The sequence below is a fragment of the Vulcanibacillus modesticaldus genome, assembly GCF_001730235.1.
Taxonomy (GTDB): Bacteria; Bacillota; Bacilli; order Tepidibacillales; family Tepidibacillaceae; genus Vulcanibacillus; species Vulcanibacillus modesticaldus.
In genome coordinates, this window is record NZ_MIJF01000024.1 from 113,457 (window position 1) to 133,669 (window position 20,213).

Annotated in this window: 23 protein-coding genes, 1 pseudogene and 1 riboswitch; of the genes and pseudogenes, 3 read left to right on the forward strand and 21 right to left on the reverse strand. The window is 33.7% G+C overall.

The features are described from left to right. Positions 1-12: 12 nt before the first annotated feature. The 17 genes and pseudogenes from sufU to BHF71_RS06280 form a co-directional block, all read right to left on the reverse strand. Positions 13-456, reverse strand: a complete 444-nt coding sequence (gene sufU, locus BHF71_RS06205; RefSeq protein ID WP_069656795.1) for a Fe-S cluster assembly sulfur transfer protein SufU — start codon at positions 454-456, stop codon at positions 13-15. Further along, on the reverse strand, positions 443-1,669 hold the full coding sequence (locus BHF71_RS06210; RefSeq protein ID WP_069656796.1) for a cysteine desulfurase: 1,227 nt from the start codon (positions 1,667-1,669) through the stop codon (positions 443-445). Before BHF71_RS06210 ends, sufU begins: the two co-directional genes overlap by 14 nt. Then, complete coding sequence (sufD, locus tag BHF71_RS06215) at positions 1,666-2,967, reverse strand: Fe-S cluster assembly protein SufD (RefSeq protein WP_069656797.1); 1,302 nt, start codon at positions 2,965-2,967, stop codon at positions 1,666-1,668. The genes BHF71_RS06210 and sufD overlap by 4 nt, the downstream gene beginning before the upstream one ends. A gap of 23 nt (positions 2,968-2,990) precedes the next feature. Further along, positions 2,991-3,776: a Fe-S cluster assembly ATPase SufC gene (sufC, locus tag BHF71_RS06220; protein ID WP_069656798.1), complete on the reverse strand. Its 786-nt coding sequence runs from the start codon at positions 3,774-3,776 to the stop codon at positions 2,991-2,993. 302 nt (positions 3,777-4,078) lie between these two features. Then, positions 4,079-5,329, reverse strand: coding sequence for a M48 family metallopeptidase (locus BHF71_RS06225; protein ID WP_084024318.1), 1,251 nt, complete (start codon positions 5,327-5,329; stop codon positions 4,079-4,081). A 103-nt stretch (positions 5,330-5,432) separates the two neighbouring features. Further along, positions 5,433-6,266 carry a MetQ/NlpA family ABC transporter substrate-binding protein gene (locus tag BHF71_RS06230; protein ID WP_069656799.1) on the reverse strand — a complete coding sequence of 278 codons (834 nt, stop codon included), beginning with the start codon at positions 6,264-6,266 and terminating at the stop codon, positions 5,433-5,435. A gap of 17 nt (positions 6,267-6,283) precedes the next feature. Continuing rightward, a complete protein-coding gene (locus tag BHF71_RS06235) occupies positions 6,284-6,940 on the reverse strand; it encodes a methionine ABC transporter permease (RefSeq protein ID WP_141705341.1) in 657 nt (218 codons plus the stop codon). Between the two features lie 42 nt (positions 6,941-6,982). Further along, positions 6,983-7,714 (reverse strand): annotated as a pseudogene (locus BHF71_RS06240) (methionine ABC transporter ATP-binding protein); the annotation flags it as partial. Positions 7,715-7,895: 181 nt separating this feature from the next. Continuing rightward, a riboswitch (SAM riboswitch) is annotated at positions 7,896-8,007 on the reverse strand. Positions 8,008-8,132: 125 nt separating this feature from the next. Next, positions 8,133-8,591 carry a hypothetical protein gene (locus tag BHF71_RS06245; RefSeq protein WP_141705342.1) on the reverse strand — a complete coding sequence of 153 codons (459 nt, stop codon included), beginning with the start codon at positions 8,589-8,591 and terminating at the stop codon, positions 8,133-8,135. Between the two features lie 102 nt (positions 8,592-8,693). Further along, the gene (locus BHF71_RS06250) at positions 8,694-9,347 is read right to left on the reverse strand and encodes an HD domain-containing protein (RefSeq protein WP_069656803.1); all 654 of its coding nucleotides are present in this window, start codon (positions 9,345-9,347) and stop codon (positions 8,694-8,696) included. A 4-nt stretch (positions 9,348-9,351) separates the two neighbouring features. Further along, positions 9,352-10,425 (reverse strand): M42 family metallopeptidase, encoded by a 1,074-nt coding sequence (locus tag BHF71_RS06255; protein WP_069656804.1) that lies wholly within the window; start codon positions 10,423-10,425, stop codon positions 9,352-9,354. Positions 10,426-10,479: 54 nt separating this feature from the next. Further along, positions 10,480-10,572, reverse strand: coding sequence for a YkoF family thiamine/hydroxymethylpyrimidine-binding protein (locus BHF71_RS11840; protein WP_141705343.1), 93 nt, complete (start codon positions 10,570-10,572; stop codon positions 10,480-10,482). Between the two features lie 6 nt (positions 10,573-10,578). After that, positions 10,579-11,262: a class I SAM-dependent methyltransferase gene (locus tag BHF71_RS06260; RefSeq protein ID WP_069656805.1), complete on the reverse strand. Its 684-nt coding sequence runs from the start codon at positions 11,260-11,262 to the stop codon at positions 10,579-10,581. Positions 11,263-11,289: 27 nt separating this feature from the next. Continuing rightward, on the reverse strand, positions 11,290-12,702 hold the full coding sequence (locus BHF71_RS06265; RefSeq protein WP_069656806.1) for a polysaccharide deacetylase family protein: 1,413 nt from the start codon (positions 12,700-12,702) through the stop codon (positions 11,290-11,292). 153 nt (positions 12,703-12,855) lie between these two features. Then, positions 12,856-13,653 carry a DUF2797 domain-containing protein gene (locus BHF71_RS06270; RefSeq protein ID WP_069656807.1) on the reverse strand — a complete coding sequence of 266 codons (798 nt, stop codon included), beginning with the start codon at positions 13,651-13,653 and terminating at the stop codon, positions 12,856-12,858. Between the two features lie 19 nt (positions 13,654-13,672). After that, positions 13,673-14,263, reverse strand: coding sequence for a glycerol-3-phosphate 1-O-acyltransferase PlsY (gene plsY / locus BHF71_RS06275; protein WP_069656808.1), 591 nt, complete (start codon positions 14,261-14,263; stop codon positions 13,673-13,675). Positions 14,264-14,656: 393 nt separating this feature from the next. Beyond that, positions 14,657-15,217: a hypothetical protein gene (locus tag BHF71_RS06280; RefSeq protein WP_069656809.1), complete on the reverse strand. Its 561-nt coding sequence runs from the start codon at positions 15,215-15,217 to the stop codon at positions 14,657-14,659. A gap of 199 nt (positions 15,218-15,416) precedes the next feature. Here BHF71_RS06280 and BHF71_RS06285 point away from each other — a divergent pair, with 199 nt between their 5' ends. From BHF71_RS06285 to BHF71_RS12080, 3 genes are all read left to right on the forward strand, one after another. Beyond that, on the forward strand, positions 15,417-15,758 hold the full coding sequence (locus BHF71_RS06285; protein WP_069656810.1) for a hypothetical protein: 342 nt from the start codon (positions 15,417-15,419) through the stop codon (positions 15,756-15,758). Positions 15,759-15,774: 16 nt separating this feature from the next. Next, entirely contained in the window at positions 15,775-16,908 is a 1,134-nt protein-coding gene (locus BHF71_RS06290) for a S8 family peptidase (protein ID WP_069656811.1), read from the forward strand. A 96-nt stretch (positions 16,909-17,004) separates the two neighbouring features. Next, positions 17,005-17,169 carry a hypothetical protein gene (locus BHF71_RS12080; protein ID WP_176717320.1) on the forward strand — a complete coding sequence of 55 codons (165 nt, stop codon included), beginning with the start codon at positions 17,005-17,007 and terminating at the stop codon, positions 17,167-17,169. A gap of 84 nt (positions 17,170-17,253) precedes the next feature. On the opposite strand, the gene BHF71_RS06295 is transcribed toward BHF71_RS12080, so the two are convergent. Genes BHF71_RS06295 through BHF71_RS06305 form a run of 4 tightly spaced genes read right to left on the reverse strand, consistent with a single transcriptional unit; the run spans position 17,254 to position 19,944 of the window. Next, on the reverse strand, positions 17,254-17,442 hold the full coding sequence (locus tag BHF71_RS06295) for a YqgQ family protein (protein ID WP_069656812.1): 189 nt from the start codon (positions 17,440-17,442) through the stop codon (positions 17,254-17,256). Positions 17,443-17,489: 47 nt separating this feature from the next. Further along, positions 17,490-17,657, reverse strand: coding sequence for a FeoB-associated Cys-rich membrane protein (locus BHF71_RS12580; RefSeq protein WP_084024320.1), 168 nt, complete (start codon positions 17,655-17,657; stop codon positions 17,490-17,492). A 43-nt stretch (positions 17,658-17,700) separates the two neighbouring features. Further along, positions 17,701-19,698, reverse strand: coding sequence for a ferrous iron transport protein B (gene feoB, locus BHF71_RS06300; RefSeq protein WP_069656813.1), 1,998 nt, complete (start codon positions 19,696-19,698; stop codon positions 17,701-17,703). A 21-nt stretch (positions 19,699-19,719) separates the two neighbouring features. Continuing rightward, positions 19,720-19,944, reverse strand: a complete 225-nt coding sequence (locus tag BHF71_RS06305; protein ID WP_069656814.1) for a FeoA family protein — start codon at positions 19,942-19,944, stop codon at positions 19,720-19,722. Positions 19,945-20,213 lie beyond the last annotated feature (269 nt).

Genomic DNA, 20,213 nt, shown 5'->3' on the forward strand with positions numbered 1-20,213 from the left:
CAGGTAATGTGACTATTTATGATCATGGTCACAACCACATTCATTAATCCCTTTTTCCATAGCTTTCCAGGAAAGGGTAGCGCACTTTATTCGTGCAGGAAATTTGCACACACCCTGTAATGCCTCAATATCTTCAAAATCTTCCGTATCCACATCTTTTCCTAACATCATCTTAGAAAAACGATCAGCCAGATCTAAAGCATCATTTACATCTAATCCTTTAATGGCTTCTGTCATCATCGAAGCAGAAGCCATGCTAATAGAACAACCTTCTCCATCAAATTTACAATCAATAATTTTGCCATCATCTATTTTCATTTGCAATCTTATTTGATCACCACAAGTTGGGTTTTTCAATTGAATAGTTGCATCTGCATCCTCGATTTCTCCTCTGTTTCGAGGTGACTGATAGTGATCCATGATTACCCTACGATATAACTCATCAAGAGAAGACATAACCGAAATACTCCTTTGTTTTTATTAATCCATTTATCCATGCATCTACATCTTCTTTAGTATTGTAAAGATAGAAACTAGCTCTTGCTGTTGCTGATACTTTCAGCCATTTCATTAATGGCTGTGCACAGTGATGCCCCGCTCTCACTGCAATTCCTTCCGTATCTAATACGGTTGCTACATCGTGGGGGTGAATTCCATCCATATTAAATGTTATTAGACTGCTATGATTTTTCTTTGGACCGTATATGGTAATTCCATCAATCGAGTCAACTTTTTCCATAGCGTACTTTATCAATTCATGCTCATGCTTTTCTATTTCATCCATACCAATTGATTGAAGGAAATCTATTGCCGCACCCAAGCCGACAGCTCCAGCTATTATCGGAGTTCCACCCTCAAACTTCCAAGGTAGTTCCTTCCATGTTGAATCATATAGATCAACAAAATCTATCATTTCTCCACCAAATTCTACTGGTTCCATTTGTTCTAAAATTCCCTTCTTGCCATATAACACACCAATTCCAGTAGGCCCACTCATTTTATGACCCGAAAAAGCTAAAAAATCACAATCGAGTTCCTGTACATCTACCTTCATATGAGGTACACTTTGAGCTCCATCAACTAGTACCTTTGCCCCATAGGAATGAGCAATTTTAACTACTTCTTTGATCGGATTCACCGTGCCAAGTACGTTAGAAACCTGAGTCATGGCAACAAACTTGGTTTTATCAGTGATTGTTGCTTTAATATCCTCAATTTTCATTGTACCATCAGGCTGTAATGGAATGTATTTCAAAGTAGCACCAGTAACTTTCGCTACTTGTTGCCATGGAATGAGATTGCTATGATGTTCCATATAAGTAATTACAATCTCATCACCTTCTTTTAAGTATGAACGTCCATAGCTTGAAGCAACTAAATTTATCGCAGAAGTAGTTCCTCTAGTAAAAATAATTTCTTCAACATACTTTGCATTGATAAAATTTTTTACTTTCTCCCTAGCACCTTCATAGGCATCTGTCGCCCAAGTACCTAGAGTATGCACTCCACGATGGACATTTGAATTAATTTTACGATAATAATTATCTATCGCTTCTATTACTTGTATTGGCTTTTGTGAAGTAGCTGCACTATCTAGATAGACTAATGGATGTCCATTAATCTCTTGATTCAACGTAGGAAATAGCTTTCGGATCTCTTTATCGATCATCTTTTTAACTTCCTTTCAATCAATTTCTCCAATTGCTCTTGTAATCCTTCGATTGGAATCCTAGAAACAACAGAGGCTAAAAACCCATGAATAATTAATCTTTCAGCTTCGTCCTTTGGTATTCCTCGTGACATCAGATAATAAATATCATTTTGATTTACTGGACCGGCACTTGCTGCATGACCAGCCATAACATCGTGCTCATCAATCAGTAGAATTGGGTTAGCATCCCCACGAGCTTCTTTGCTCAACATAAGGATATTTTCTGCTTGTTCGGCATTAGATTTTACCGCACCCTTTTCCATTTTAGTTATACCATTAAATATTGCAGTTGCTTGGTCTAACATTATCCCACGTGAAAGAATTTTACTTTCTGTATGGTCACCTTCATGAATTACTTTAGATTCTAAATCAGCCTTCTGTCTTCCTGTTCCAATAAATATAGACTTAATATCCGCACTCGCTGCAGAATCCTTTAATAAACTAGTGTTATTGGAAATAGTATTTCCAAAGTTCATTTCACCCATAACCCATTCAATCCGTCCATTTCTCTTAACAATCGCTCGACGATAAGAATAATCGTAAGAATTTTTATTGAAGTTATGAACAGTTGCGAAACGAACCCTAGCTCCTTCTCCTACATAAACTTCTACCACTCCATTATGAATATATGAAACATTATGATCAGTAGAAAAACGATAATCCACAAACGTCAGGTTACTATTTGTTTCCGCAATGATTAAAACATGTGGTAGCAATCCAGCTTTTTCAGCTAAATATACTGATTGCAGTGGAAACTCAATCTCAACATTTTTAGGAACGTAAAGGAATACCCCACCATTCCAAAGCGCAGCGTGTAAAGCGGTTAATTTATTTTCATCAAATTTTACAGCATTCATAAAATATTTTTTTACTAAATCAGGATATTCTTGTAGCGCATTATCTAGAGTCGTAAAAATAACTCCCTGATCACCCAAACTCTTTGGTAAATAATGATGCACCAATGCAGAGTTTCTCTGAATGATAACGCTCCGATTCTCCGTATTCACATCAATCATTGACCGGATATCCTCGGGAATATCAACCTGGTTACCTTCATCACCTTCATCAATAAAAAACTCGAATTGATCAATATTCCACTTATCAATTCTAGTTTTTTCAAAACGTGGAATTGGTAACTGTTTATAAACTTCTAATGCTTTTAAGCGTATATCCAACATCCATTCTGGTTCCTTCTTTACATTGGATAAGTGAGTTACTAAATTTTCATCGAAGTTTGTATTAATCGTTACAGACATCCCTATTCCCCTCCTTATCCAAATTAAGACCTTTGACTAACTGTCTCATCTTCAATTCCAAGTTCCTCTTTAATCCAATCATAACCCTCTGCTTCAAGTTTTTCTGCTAATTCCGGTCCACCAGAACGAACAATTCTACCTTGCATCATAATATGAACATAATCTGGCTTGATATAATTCAATAATCTTTGATAATGAGTAATTACTAAAACTCCCATTTCTGGCCCTTTCATCTCATTAACACCTTTTGCAACAACCTTAAGGGCATCTATATCTAGTCCTGAATCGATTTCATCTAAAATCGCAATTTGTGGCTTTAACATCATCATTTGTAGTATTTCATTACGTTTTTTCTCTCCACCAGAGAAACCTTCGTTAACATATCTTTGGGCAAATGATTCTTTCATCTCTAGAAAAGACATTTTCTTTTCCATTTCACGAACAAACTTAATTAGAGATATTTCATTACCTTCTCCACGTCGTGCATTAATTGCACTGCGAAGAAAATCAGCATTTGTTACACCACTAATTTCACTTGGATACTGCATTGCAAGGAAAATACCCTTTCTTGCTCTTTCATCAGTAGCCATTTCTAAAACGTTTTCACCATTTAATGTAACAGAACCCGATTCAACTTTATATTTAGGATGTCCCATCAGAGTTGAAGCTAAAGTACTTTTCCCTGTTCCATTTGGTCCCATAATAGCATGTACTTCGCCACCTTTGATTTCTAATGAGAGCCCCTTTAAAATTTTCTTCCCTTCTACTGAAACCTGAAGGTCTTCAATGGTTAATTTTGGTTGAGACATTTCAACATTCCTCCACTCTTTATTTCACTATCTATCTACAAGAACTTCCATTCATCATCAACCTATTTAATAAAGACATAAAGTTATCAAACTTTATAATCCTGACTAAATTAGTCAATTTTATCTACACTATATATTTTATAATCCTGACTAAATTAGTCAAGTTTATAAGTAAAAATAAATTGGGGTATTACCCCAAACATAGAAAATATTCTTCATTTGTTCACCATTTTACCCGAATACAAAATAATCCAAACTCTTAAAATCGATCCAATAATAATTATGAATGAATAACCATTATTTTATTCATATTTGTTTAAGGTATATATTCTTTCTACCATAGTTGGGTGAGAATATAAAAAAAATTTAACTATCTTTGGTGGATTGGGTTCGACTAAGCTTTCCACGGCAAGTTTTTGAAAAGCACTAATCGCTCCCTCTTTATCATGGGTTATCGAAATGGCGTAGGCATCCGCCGCACGCTCTGCCTCCCTGGAAATCGTATTTTCTATTGGAGAAATCAAGAAAGTTAAAATTGATAATACTAGTAAAAATAATGGTAATGAACTAATATCACCAACACTCTTAATTCTCCATAGATGACCATACTTTTTGACTAGCCAATTAATAAGCTTATTTACAAGATAAAGGATAAACAACGACGATAAAATGAAGCCTAAAAGCATCCAATAGACATGTCGATATACATAATGCCCCATCTCATGAGCCATGATAAAAAGAATTTCATCTTTATTCAACTTACTTAATGTTGTATCCCATAAAACTATTCTAGCATTGGCTCCAATCCCCGTAACATAAGCATTAAGGGCGGTGGTTTTTTTTGACATATTTACTTGATAGACCTGATCAGTAGGAATATCTGCTTTTCTAGCTAATGCTAAAATATCTTCCTTTAAATTTTGATCCTGTAAATATTGAAAATCATTAAAAATTGGATCAATAATTACCGGTTGGATAAAAAAGAGCAGAACAGTTAGCGGAATAGATATTAACCAAAACCACAACCACCATCTTTTTGGTGATTTTCTTAACATTACATACAGTAACCAAACCATCGGAATAGTTAAAAATAAATCTAACAAAAATCCCTTTCCCTTATCAGCTAACCACGAGCTTACAGACTGAATATTTATACCATAATCTCTCGAAACTTTATAGGAATAATAATAAAGTGGGAACTGCAAAATTGTCACAAATACACTTAAAATAGCTACATAAATTCCTGATTGCACTAAGAAGGATTTTTTGCTAACTCTTTTGGCAATACTGAGAAAACTAGCTGAAAGGCCAAGTCCTAAAATCAAAAGATAAATTGCCCATTCCCAAGGTATTCCGATAAAAAATAAAAAATCTTTAATTCTCGAATAAACTGTCGCTATCCTTAATTGATCAATAGACATAAAGGTAGCCGGATCTGCAGGTCCATTAACATACTCCTTTGGCAACTCCTGCTTAGCATTAAACAAATATATGTACATTAAGATACCATATGTAAAAAGAAAAATAACAAATCCTTGATAGAATCTTTTCAATTCTTTTCCTCCTTTCTACTACTATTCTATGCAAAAATGATTAAGAATAACTTAAAAAACTCCCCTTTTAATACTTTAAATAGGGGAGTTTACTATTATTGTTTTAAAAAGCTGGTAAGATAGCTCCATTATATTTTTGTTCGATAAATTGTTTAACAGTATCAGAATTCAAAATTTCAGCCAATTTTTTAATACTTTCTTTTTCTTTGTCCTCTGTCCTAATGGTCAATACGTTGGCATAAGGAGAGTCAGATCCCTCAATAAACAAGGAGTCATTCACCGGATTTAAATTTGCTTGCAAAGCATAATTGGTATTTATCACGGAAATGTCCACATCATCTAGTGATCTAGGTAACATTGCCGCATCTAATAGTATGATTTCTAGATTCTTTGGATTCTCTACAATATCATTTATTGTACCCTTTATTCCTACCCCTTCTTCTAGTTTAATTAAACCTGCTTTTTCTAATAACGCTAGAGATCTTCCCATATTTGAAGGATCATTAGGGATGGCAACATAAGCACCATCTTTTAATTTAGATAAATCATCAATTTTACTTGAATAAATTCCAATCGGTTCCAGATGTACTTTAACTATATTAGTTAAATTATTGATACCACGTTCTTTTGTAAAGGATTCAAAATAAGGGATGTGTTGGAAATAGTTGGCATCGAGTTCTCCTTCTGCTAATTGAATATTAGGTTGAACGTAATCTTGATAAACAATAATTTCTAAATCAATCCCTTGTTCTTTTAGTAATGGTTTTATTTCTTCAAGAATCTCTGCATGTGGAATAGCGGTTGCCCCTACTTTTAATTTTATTAACTCTGTTTTAGTTTCCTGATTTTCATCAGTTGAATCCACTTCTGAAGAATTACATGCTACTAAACTTAAACTTAATACTACGATAGTTAATATTAAAATTAATTTTTTCATTTTATTTTCATCTCCTCTTATTTTTTATCTATTTTTCTTGCAAGAAAATCTCCTAAAAATTGAATAAATATCACGAGTAATAAAATCACAAAAGTAGTCGATAGCATAACTGGTGTATTATACATCTGATAACCATAAACGATAGCCATATTACCTAAACCACCACCCCCTACGACACCTGCCATCGCTGAATAACCTATTAAAGCAACTAAGGTAACAGTAATTCCAGATAAGATTGAAGGTAATGCCTCTGGTAAGTAAACCTTCCAAATTATTTGAAAGACATTGGCACCCATTGAAATGGCCGCCTCCACAACACCTTTATTCACTTCCCTTAAAGCAGTCTCTACTAATCTAGCAAAAAATGGTGTTGCTCCGATTATTAAAGGTACTGTTGCCGCAGTAGGTCCTATCGTCGTTCCCACAATCACACGGGTAAGTGGCATAATTAAAACTATTAAAATAATAAAGGGAATGGAGCGAAATACATTTACAATCAATCCAATAATCCTATTTAGGGTACTATTTTCTAATAATTGTCCCTTATCGGTAAGAAATAACATGATTCCCAAAGGTATGCCCAATATTACAGTCAATAAGCCAGACAACCCAAGCATATAAAGTGTCTCAATTGTGGCTTCAAGTAATTGAGTTAATTCTCTATATTCAAGCAAAATCTACACCCCATCTCTTTAGTCATTACCACTAAGTACCGGTACTTGTTTTACAAATTCTTTCGTTATTTCTTTTTTAGGGTTACCGAATACTTCAGTTACTGGTCCTTCCTCAACAATTTCTCCACCATCAATTACGGCAACACGATGACATATCTTTTTAATTACATGCATTTCGTGGGTTATTAGAATAATTGTAATACCAAACTTTCTATTTATTTCCCACAGTAAATTCAGAATTGATTCAGTAGTTTTAGGATCTAATGCAGATGTGGCTTCATCAGATAGTAAGACTTCAGGATTATTTGCTAAGGCCCTTGCTATCCCAACCCTTTGTTTTTGACCTCCACTCAATTCAGATGGATAGGCATCTGCTCGCTCTGTTAATCCTACCAACTTAATTAATTCAGATACCCTCTTATCAATCTTCTCTTTAGGATATCCTGCTATTTCCAAGGGAAAGGCAATATTTTGACGTACCGTTCTTGATGAAAGCAAGTTAAAGTTTTGAAAAATCATTCCGATTTTTTGTCTAGCTAAACGTAATTTCTCATTATTTAAACGATCCATCCTTTGACCATTAACCCATATTTCCCCCGCAGTAGGATTCTCTAGCATGTTAATTAAGCGAATTAAGGTACTTTTTCCTGCCCCACTGTATCCAATGATGCCGTAAATTTCACCGGATTTAATCTCTAAGTTAATATTTTTTAAGGCGGTCACCCTTTGTTTGTTGTTGTCATAGATTTTTTGAACATTATTTAGTTTAATCAACCTAACTACACCACTTTCTTTTCTAGTTGATTAAGTAGTATTTTGTAAAAGTGCGGCTTTTGGGAGTGAAACAGACAAGGTGAGCACGTTACAAAATACGACTTAGAGGAACTATAATTCCTAAAAAATAAAGGTCCTTTCTGAAAGCATCAGAAAGGACCTAAAATATTAGACGATCCTTCCCTTATCTCTCAGAACATTTTGTCCTGCAGGAATTGGCACCTTACCAAATAAAAACTTTGATAGGTTGCCGGGTTTCATCGGGCCAGTCCCTCCACCTCTCTAGATAAGAGAACGACTTATTCACTTTTCAACGTTAACGTTTTAATTTCAACATGATAGTATCATATCACCTATAATGATTTTATGTCAACAATTTTTTTATGTTATTTTTATATTTCTTGATAACAATATTTTCCTAAATTACTGAAGCCTTTTTCGATCTTCTTAAAATAAAGTTTAACTTTCTAGATAAGGTATATAATTGTTGGGTAGAAGCACCCTTTATTATTATCTTTTTCGTACCAGCTACTTCCTGTAAACATTGAATCGTAATTTTATTTGGTTCAAATCTAACTGATTGGATAGCTTTAACCGGGATCTCCAATATACTTTGTTTACGATGATGATTTATAAAGCCGATAAATAAACTTTTACTATATACAACAATATCCATCTCGGCTAAGAATTTATGGTAATCTTTGATTAATTCTTTTATTTTCCCTTTGTACAGAATTAATTCAGACCCATCCATTTGCAAATAAATTACATTTGACTTTTTATTGATAACTTCTGACTTATTGATTGTTAAATATCGCCTATACACTTGGGAAAAGAAAAAGAGGAAAGTAAAAATAAGCACAGCTGTTATCCCCATACCTACACTCCCTTTAAGTAAGGATTTGCTCTGAGTATTCCTACCTTTCCCCTTTATAACTCCCATTATTCTAATTTCATCCTGCCATAAAATGTGATTAAATTACCTATCGCCATTCCATTCAGCATAAAACTGCTGTAAAAACATTTCCATAAATTGATGCCTTCGCACAGCTATCTTTTTTGCGGTTTTTGTATTCATTTGATCTTTCAATAACAAAAGTTTCTCATAAAAATGATTGATGGTGTTTCCTTTGTTATTTATATATTCTTCTTTAGACATATTTTTTTTAGGAGGATCGTTAGGATTCCATATTTCCCGATTTTTTGCTCCACCATATGCAAAGGCACGAGCTATTCCAATCGCACCAATAGCATCTAGTCGATCAGCATCTTGAACTATCTGAGACTCTATAGATGATAATTTATTTTTTTGTTTACGAAAACTGATCTCACCTATAATTTGAACAACTTGCTCAATTATCTTTTTATCAACTCGTAATTGATTAAGGATGGCTATAGGCTTTTCAATTTCTTCAGTTTCAGAACCTGTGATTTTATAGTCGCCAATATCATGTAATAATGCTGCTAACCTAATCACATCTTCATTAACTTGATGAGTTTGGCTTTCTTCTTTTATTAACAATAAGGCATTATTGTAAACCCTTAATACGTGCCAATAGTCATGACCTGTTGACTCAAAAAGCATCTCCTCTTTTAAAATTTCCTTCACTTCTTCAATAATTCGATCCATCATATCTCTAAACGTTTTTTAAAATGGTTTCGTATGTCGACTTATCTAAGTTTTTAACTAATGTAGTTAGCGTTTCCTTTGCGGCTAAATAATCATCATAGTCAATAATTGAGGCATGACTATGAATATAGCGAGAAGGAATTGCAATTACAATTGAAGGGACACCTTTACCATGAAGATGTACCCGCCCAGCATCAGTTCCTCCTTGGGAAACATAATATTGATATTTAACTCCTAAAGATTCTACAGTATCAAGTAAATAATCACGCATTCCCCGATGAGTAACATAAGTACGGTCATAGATACGTATTATTACTCCATCACCTAATTTACCCATTGCCTCTTCAGGAGCGTTGGGCATATCTCCTGCTGGTCCCGCGTCTAAGGCAAAGAAAATGTCCGGATTAATCATTTCTGCCGAAGTTTGAGCACCACGTAATCCTACCTCTTCTTGAACATTGGCACCAGCATATAATGTATTTGGTAAGTTCAGATCTTTCACTGAATCTAATAGATCAATCGCCATAGCACATCCGTATCTGTTGTCCCAAGCCTTTGCCATCAACCTCTTGTTATTAGCCATTACTCTGAAAGGAGTTACAGGTACGATTGGTTGTCCGGGACGTATCCCTATCTTCTCGGCATCTTCTTTATCTTTTGCTCCAATATCAATAAACATCTTTTTAATATCAATCGGTTTTCTTCTCATTTCATCAGGCAAAATATGGGGTGGTAATGAACCAATTATCCCCTCCACCTCGCCATTTGGGGTTAAGATACTGACACGTTGAGCAAGTAAAACTTGACTCCACCATCCACCTAAGGTTTGAAATTTAATAAATCCTTCTTTAGTAATTCTTGTAACCATGAACCCAACTTCATCCATGTGTCCCGCTACCATTACCTTTGGACCGTTTGAATTTCCACGTTTAATCCCAAATATACCACCAAGATTATCCTGAATTATTTCATCTGTATAACGGCTAATATATCTACGCATAATATCTCTTACCGGCTTTTCAAATCCTGGCGCACCATGAGCTTCTGTTAACTCTTTAAACAATTGTAATCTTTTATCCATTTAGCAACCCCCTCAATAATTCTTTGTCTCCCATTATACAAAATAATTAAATAATTAGATACATGATGTATTTTCTAATGCCTCGATAATAATCCTATTAAAATCTTTAGTGGCAAGTGGATATAATGCAACTTGACATGAAATCATCCTTATCTACTCCTTATCCCAACGTAGTGCAAAAAAACCTGCTCTTATTGCCTGTTCTCGCTGTTTAGCAATTTCTATATTCCAAGCAGCTTTAATATCAAACTCCTTTTGTGGTGGAAAATATAATCCTTTTTTTAATTTAAAAGTCTGGGGTAATAATTGGAATAGCTCTTGCTCTGTATAAAGATGAGCTTTTTTAAAAACACTATCCGAATCTTTTTGAGAATTTTTTTGATACAATTCTCCCCAGTCACTATCCTTTGTTAGCAATCCAATAACCAACCTACCCTTTGGTCTTAGTACGCGCATAGCTTCCTTTAAAACAGTATCTGGATGTTCCATAAACTCTATTGCAGTAACAGAAATGACTAAATCAAAACTCTCATCAGAAAAAGGCAAAGAATGGGCATCAGCAATCTCCCAGTCAATCCTTAATCCTTCTTTATAAGCCTTTTTCTTTGCCAGTTCCATCATCGGGGTAGACTGATCAATGGCAGTAACATGCAAACCTTTTTTTGCCAACCAAATTGAATAATTTCCAGTACCTGCTCCAATATCTAGTACTTTTTCTCCACTTTGAAAATTGGCTAACTCAGCTATTAGTCTTTTCTCAACTTCATCGACAAATCTGCCTAATTTAGTTTCATACCAACTATCATAATTTTTAGCAAATCGATCAAACCAGGCCATATTTATTCCTTCCCTCACTACTACTCATTATGAATATTCAAAATTATAATACCACAAAGGAAAAGGAATTGATGTTTTAGGGGCTTCAAATATTAGCCAATAGATAGCATTAACCATCATTAGTTTTATTTTCCCAGCTTTTTCACCTTTTTCTCTTGATGGTCTTCCCAATACAAATAGACTTTCTTTCGAATCAATTAATACCACCAAAAGATTATCTTCTTGTTTCCAATATACTTTTAGATCTAATGTTTTTAATATTGGTGAAAGGGGAATGAACAATTCATAACCCACTACTTTTAGTTCATAAGATTTTTTTTGTCCATTGATAAATAACCTTACGCTCTGGGTCTTCAGATCAACATCAAAATCTATATCAAAGATTTCTTTTAGCTGTTCTATAGATATCCACCAATCATCATCATTAAAATAAATAATTTTACCATATTTTTTATCATATGGACCTATAAGTAATAATCTAGCCTGTTGCATCTTTGATACTTCACTTATTATCTTTTCAATAACTTTACCATCGCCACCTTCATTATCCCGCTGTTCTAATTTAGATTCATGTTCAAAATATTTTTCAATCTTTTTAGCAGCATAAACAATCCTTTGTTTCTTCTTTATGTTTCTGACAAATTGATTCCGAAATTCAAATAGATCATTACGTTTCCAACGAGAAGCCACATTTGGCAATAAAATTGGTTCCACTTTTTCTGTTAAAGGCTTGAACTGATATCCCAAACTTTTATAATAATGAATTATCGATGGTAAAGCTTTTACAGTATTTAAATGCCCTGAACCATCATGCATCAGGACAATTAGTTTATTTTCACGTACCGACCCTTTTATCGTATTGATAATTTCTTCTGGCAGTACCCCTTTTCTTTTGGAATCTCCACTATCAACATTCCAGTCATAAACGAGATAACCAGCACGGTCCATATAATAAAAATAAAAGCTATCCCAATTTTTATATGTACCACCAGGTGTTCTAATTAAAGAAGTTCTAACTCCAGTAATATCATAGATAACTTTTTCTGTCATCTGGATTTCTTGCCAATAGTTGAAAAAATCCTTATAGATATATTCATAACGGTGAGTATATGAATGATTGCCAATTGAATGTCCCTCGGCCACTATTCTTTTTATAATCTGCTTATTTTGCTCGGCTGCCTGACCTAGTACGAAAAAAGTGGCTTTTACCTCTTCTTCTTTTAAAATATCTAAAATTTTGGTTGTTAAATAACTAGGACCATCGTCAAATGTCAGGTAAACAGTTGGTTTATCTTCAACAATGAAATCTCGTTTTTTCAAAATTCTTTCACCTTTTAATAACAATTGATAAATCTCTTGTTCATCTTCAGCAAACACATGATCGGGAATAATGATAAAAAAGGATATAAGTATCAATAACGAAAATATCATACGAACCATGGTTTGCCCCCTTTAATACACATTAAAACTCATCTCAATATGTGTTCTTCATTAATTCCTATTGAATATATATGGGGCAAGTCCAATTGATAGAAGGAAAAATTATTGGATAGCCAAAATAAAAAAACTCCCATTTAAGGGAGTTTAGTTAAATTAGATAAATTCCACTTCAATATTATAACCGGCGTGTTTTTTAATATTTAAAACACCAACATCAAATAACAAATACTGTCCTTTTATTCCTAGCAAACGCCCTGCTAATTCCGACTGTTTGTCAAAAGTAATTGAAACTATTTTTTCCGGGGCAAATTCTAAGATAGGATACTTAAATTCTCTAATCTCTTCTTTTTGCAGTATATAGGGGCTGTATTTTTCTGGAATATATGAAGTTATTTCTTCTTTAACGGATAAAATATCCTTATTTGATATCTCGCCTTTTAGCATCTTTCTCCAGTTAGTTTTATCAGGTAAATATTTCGATAATAAAAATTCAAGTTCACCGGCTTCTTTTCTTGTTGGCAACTCAGCAATTGGTACTGACTGAATCGCCCCTTGGTCGATCCAACGCTTAATTGAATTAGTTTTTCTTGTTAATCCAACTTTCACATCACTGCTAAGAGCTAGATAAACATAATGAGGTACCATACATTGACGATCACCATATGAATTATCACGGCAGGTTCCACCTTCAAAATGACATAAGTTAGGTTTTACAATACATAAATCATTTTGAGGCAATTTTTTGAAACAGGGATAACAAAATCCGTTATTGTACGATTTTTTTATTTTTCTACCACAATAGATACAATTTATTTTATCTAAAAACTTTAACTTTATATTTGTACCAAGAAATTGATTAAGATTAATCCTTTCTTGATCAACTTGTAAAAAGTATTGAATTGGATCGTCGTATTGATGTGATAGCTCTTGCAATTGGCCGAATATTTTCAAAGATTAACTCCTCTCACTATTAATTATCTTTTTTTTGAAATGCTTTATTTTCTTTACCCTGTATCAATCTCTTAATATTGCTATGATGACGAGCAATGATGAAAGCACTAATAAAAGCAACCGCTATCTTAATTGCCAATAAATGCTCAATGTACCAGACAGAGACAGCAACAGATATTGCAGCCATCATCGATGATAAGGAAACATACTTAGTAACAAATAAAACTATTGCAAAAACCACTACCCCAACAAAAATGGATTGTGGGCTTAATACAAGCATAACTCCGGCACTTGTTGCTACACTCTTACCACCTTTAAATTTGACGTACATTGAGAAGGAATGTCCGATAATTGCAGCAATTCCAACGATAACGGCCATCAATTCTCCCTGCCAGAAAAGAACAAATAGTGTAGGGATTACCCCTTTTAAAATATCAATTATCGTCACTAATATCCCCGATTTCTTACCAAGAACCCTAAAGGAGTTCGTCGCTCCAATGTTGCCACTTCCGTGCTTTGTTATATCGATATTTTTCCTCTTAGAAACTATCAATGCCGTCGGTATTGAACCTATAAGGTAACCTATTAAAACCACTATTATATACTCCATGGAATTTCTCCTTTACTAACATCTTTTTTATTATTATATAATACCAAAAATATCATCTTTGAGACATGCCTATTTTTTGTAAAATGGGTATCTGTCCTAATACCTAAAAAATTACTAAAACATAGATTGAAAGTAAAGGAATTGTACAATGTACGATTTAAAAAGTTAGGAGTTGCTACCAATGTGGTCTAATCCTAAACACCTTTTACTGTTTATATTAACATTAATCATCATATTTTGGTTGTTATTTCCTGAAGATTTTAATGGATCAGCGTTATAACAAATTCCTTTTTGGGGGTAATAACCTCCAGAAAATAGCATGGGCTCATCAATTTTCACAAAGAAGAAAGCCGAATCAATTTCGGCTTTCTTCTTTTTTGCTTAATAAATATTTTACTTTTCTTGTTGGAATAGTTTCGACATTATTTCTTTAAAAGCTGGGTTATTAAGGATTTCAAATATATTAATATTGCTAAAAGGATTTGGTTCTTGAGTACTATTTGTGTTATTTTCGTGTTTACTCGAACCTTGACTATCTAAACCATCATTTTGCCCAAACATTGGAAATGGAAACGGCATTATAGGATGACTCCCTCTTTGTGGAGGATTATTTACTACTTCAGCTTTATTCTCAGAACTCTGATTAATTCCAGCACTGATATTTGATAAGGCCCTAAGAACATCTTTTAATACTCCATTATCCTTAAATGCCATGCTTATTGTATATGCAATATTCATCCACTGTTCTATCTGTCTCGCAATAATTGATAATTCTTTTGTTAATATCCTCATATCATCAATTTTTCCAACCAGATCAAAATTTTTTAAGTTAAATGTTTCTGATATTACAGCTGGTAATTTTGGTTCATTTTTGGACTCCAACACTAAGGTTCGTGGTGTTCTCTTTCGTGGGGTATTAGGTCGCTTCTGCTTCAAACTAGATTTTGAGCTCACTTTTTTAAGTCCCTCCTCAACTTGCTCTTATCTAAAATCTTCATTATATGCTATGACCTAAAATTGGTTACGTTTCGCCCATTTGTGCTAAAAAAGTTGCTAAATTGCCCATTTTTTCTATTTTCCTTAATTATAGGCCTTATCCCATCACCAAAATTCAATTTTAATAGTAAGTTATATTGTAAAGGAGGAATGTTTTGTGACTCAACAAAAACCATCAAAAAAAGATTTTGTAGATTTAATAAATTCTCTAATGGGACAAAAAATTATGACCGAAGATCAATTAACAAAATTTTTAAATGATGCCAAAAAAGTTAAAGAGACAAAAGGAACCGAAGGATTTTTAGAATTTGTTCAAAAAACAACTAATGCTCCAGCAAGTAAAGATCAATTGGAAAGATTAGCCGATGAAATAAAGAGATCAGGCAATCCTGTAAACGCAATAGATTTTCTCATTAAAGAAAAATTGTTAACAGATCAACAAGCAAGAAAGATTAACCAAGCCATCGAACATACAAAAAAGAAAAAAAGAAAAAATTAGAAGGGAGTTCTTTATCATGACTCCTCCTCCATTGTTTCCACCTTTTGATCCTAGAAAACGAAATCATCCAGGACAAAGAGAATATATTAATAAAATATTATTTGTAAAACCTAAAGTTCCGCCTTTTCGCTGCTATCATGATCTAATAAATTCTAAAATTACTAATCTCAAATATCTTAAGAAATTAAATGCATTTATTGGTTTATTCCCAAAAAACTCTCTTGCTGAACAATTTCGCCATCACCCTGATGTTTTTCAAATTGAAGATGATATTGATGTTCAAATATTTATTCCATTCAAAGGTAAAATAGTTCCCAAAACTCAAATGATACCATGGGGAATTGAAAGAGTAGGTGCCCAAAAAGCTTGGTACTATTCTCAAGGAAAAGGTGTTCGCGTTGGCGTTATCGATACAGGAATTGCTTTTGATCATCCGGATTTAGAACGAAATATCAAAGGTGGAGTTAATATTATTAATCCACTATTATCACCGTATGATTACAATGGCCACGGAACCCACGTCGCTGGGACTATTGGTGCAGTAAATAATGAATACGGAGTAGTTGGGGTTGCTCCTAAAGTTGATTTATTTGCTATTAAAGCATTCAATAAAGATGGTACAGCGAAGCTATCGGATATTATTAAAGCGATCGACTGGAGTATCGAAAATGAGATGGATATTGTTAATATGAGTTTTGGGTTTAACGAACCTAGTCCTACATTTAGAGAAGCGATTATAAGAGCTCAGCAAGCTGGAGTTTTGATGATAGCAGCTTCTGGTAATAAAGGAACACGGGGAAGAATTGAATATCCTGCCCAATTTGATGAAACTATAGCGGTAAGTTCTATAAATGAAAAAAATCAAATATCAAATTTTAGTACCATTGGACCACAAGTAGACCTTGCTGCTCCCGGTGAAAAAATCATTTCTACCTGGCCAAATAACTCATTTAGAGAACTGAGCGGAACTTCAATGGCTGTTGCCCACGTAACTGGGGTAGCGGCTCTTATACTAAGTAGATATCGTCAATTATCCACCTATGAACTAGCTGAAGTGCTTAAAAGTTCGGCAATCCGTCTGAAAAATATCTCCTCCTTTGCCCAAGGCGCAGGAGTCGTTAATGCGGCAATTGCAATAAGATCACCCTAACGGGTGGTCTTATCTTTACAAAAAATTACTATATAAAAGTAATATATGATAATATTTACTTAGTAATAAAATAGGCACACAAGGGAGGAATCTTTTTTGGACAAAGAGGCTGCTTTCTTCTCAAGTATGGTCGTAGCAACCGTCTCTTTACTCTCAAGCATTTACATTTACAAATTATACGGATTTAACGGAGCACTAATTACTATCTTTGGAGCGGCTGTATGGGTCGGGATTGGTTTTTACTTTAAAAATAGTAAATGATAAAACAAGGGAGAAATAAGGAATCTTTCATGATTTCTTATTTCTTTAAAAATCTTATTTAAGAACCAATCATCTATTTTTTTATTATCTACTATTAAATTCTCTTCTTAAAATGGTCCTTGCTTTAATATATTCTTCATCAGAAATCATCTTCCACTGATATAAATCCTCTATCTCCATCTCTATCAAGATAATATCATCATAACGATTTCCAGTATAAATAATTATTCCAAATCTTTTTAAAATATCTGTAACAAAGGTTAAGTCGTCCATCTTACATTCACCCAATCATCTAATTATGGTTAATTAATAACGCAACTTTATCTAAAATCGATTTTGGTAATTTCTGAATCAGTATTGCAACTATTGCTCGTAGAACATTCAGAACAAGAAGAATCACATTTACCCTTGGCTTTATTTTTAAAAGAACTATATAAAACCCAACCACTATAACCAAGAATTAATGATAATATAAAATAGGTAATCATTGATATCCCTTCTTTTCGATTATAATGTAATATCTATTCTTTTCTAGATAAATAAACTACCTATTTGATAGACAACAAATGAAAAAATCCAAGCAATTGAAAAGCTATACATTAAAGAAAATAAAGGCCATTTCCAAGACCCAATCTCTTTTTTCATTACTACTAAAGTCGCCATACAAGGGGTATATAGTAATACAAAAACCATAAAAGCATAAGCAGATACAGGATTAAAAACACTTTGTATTATTGTCGTCAAATGTGCAATACTATCTCCACCAGCCCCATAAACTATTGACAGGCTTGAAATAATAATTTCCTTCGCCACAAATCCACTGATTAAGGATACTCCGGCTTGCCATGTTCCAAATCCCAATGGGGCAAAAACTGGCGCTATAAGTTTACCTAGATCGGCTAACAAACTCTCATCCATCTCCACCATCCCGCTCCAAGAAAAATTAGCTAAAAACCAAAGTACCACCGACATACCAAAGATCACAGTACCGGCTTTCTTCAAAAATTTTTTCCCTTTATCCCAAGTACTTAGAAGTAAACTTTTCACTATTGGAATCCGGTATGGTGGCAGTTCGATAATAAATATACTATCTTCTTCCTTTTTGAATAATTCTTTAAATGTCAATCCCAAAATTATAGCAACAATAATACCTAGTAAATACAACGAAAAGATAACAAGACTTTGATATTTAACAAAGAAAATTGAGATAAACAAAGCATATACAGGTAATCTTGCAGTACAAGACATAAAAGGACTTAATAAGATAGTAATTAACCTTTCCTTAGGTTGTTCAATCGTTCTTGCACTCATTATGGCCGGTACATTACACCCAAATCCAACAAACAACGGAATAAAAGCCTTACCATTTAAACCTATTTTGGACATCGCCTTATCCATAATAAAGGCGGCCCGTGCCATATAACCAGAATCTTCAAGAAATGAGATAATTAAAAACAGTACAAAGATTTGTGGTACGAAAACTAAAACTCCTCCAACTCCCGCAATAATTCCGTCAACGATTAATTGGATCAACCATTGATCAGCACCTATGGAAGTAAGAATGCGTGCAGTTGTCTCTGAAAAAGGTCCACTTATCCAGTCATCTAAAATATCTTGCAAAGGTGTCCCAACCCATGTAAAAGTCATTTGAAAAGTTAAAAACATAAATAGTAAAAACAACGGTATCCCAAGCCATTTATGGGTGAGAACAGCATCAATTCTTTCTGTCCATGTTTTCTCCTTTACATAATCGAATGTAACCACTTCTTGTAGTAACTCTCCGATCCAACGAAAACGTTCTTCTCTAATAGTCTGTGCTACAGATAATTCTAAGTAAAATCCTAATTCCTTAATTATACTATCTACTTTCGACAAAATATCTTCTTTTTTGAACAATTCTCTGACTTCGGTATTCCCTTCAAGTAATTGAAGTGCTACCCACCTAGAATTATGTTGTTTGGACTGAGGAAGAGAAGTAATCAAATTTTCGATCTTCCCTATAGCATCTTCAATTTTTTGATTATAATTAATTTTAAAATTTAGAGATTTTATTGGCATATCTAAGGTTTTAAGAAATTCCCCTATCCCTTCGCTTTTACGGACCATCATCGGAATGATTGGGATTCCTAATCGTTCCCGCATTTTTAGTATATCTATTTTAATGCCACGAGATTTCGCGACATCCATCATATTTAATGACATTACAATCGGCTTACCGAACTCCAATAACTGGATAGTAAAATACAGATTGCGCTCCAAATTGGAAGCGTCAACGATATTAATTAGTGTATCTATCTTTTCATTTATCAGATAACGAGTTGCTACCTTTTCTTCTGCTGAAAAAGGTGATAAGCTGTACACTCCAGGTAAATCTACCACATGGACAGATTGATTATATTTCATTACTCCAAATCTTTTTTCAACAGTTACACCAGACCAATTTCCGACCTGTTGCCTAGTACCAGTTAATAAATTAAATAAAGCGGTCTTTCCAACATTTGGATTTCCCGCTAATACAAAAACCGTCATATTACATATCCCACCATTCTGTTAGATAGCTTCTACTATGATGTTTTTCGCTTCACTTTTACGGAAACTAATCTGAAAACCTCGTAGTTTGATCGCAACAGGATCCCCAAATGGTGCAACCCTCAGAATTTCTAAAGTGGTTCCCGGTATTAAACCCATATCCATTAATCGTTTTGATTTGTTTTCACTCATACGTAAGGATTTCACCCTTACTTTATCTCCAATATGACATTGACTTAAAGTCATATTTTACCCTCCACGTAATTAATCGTATTGTCAAAAGTTTTATAGATTATTGTGTCAAAAACCTTGTTGTTATTGAAAAATTTATATTAAGGTATTGCCACCCCCTCAATTTAAGGGTAATTTTTAGTTGACCATTCAAAAAATTACTCAAACAAAGGAGGCGGCAAACTTGATGTCTAAAGTTATTTCTTTGTTGCTACTATACATTGAGGTTCAAAATAAAATCATTGTTTATTTGATGGGGGCATTGCTTGGTAAGAATTCTCTTC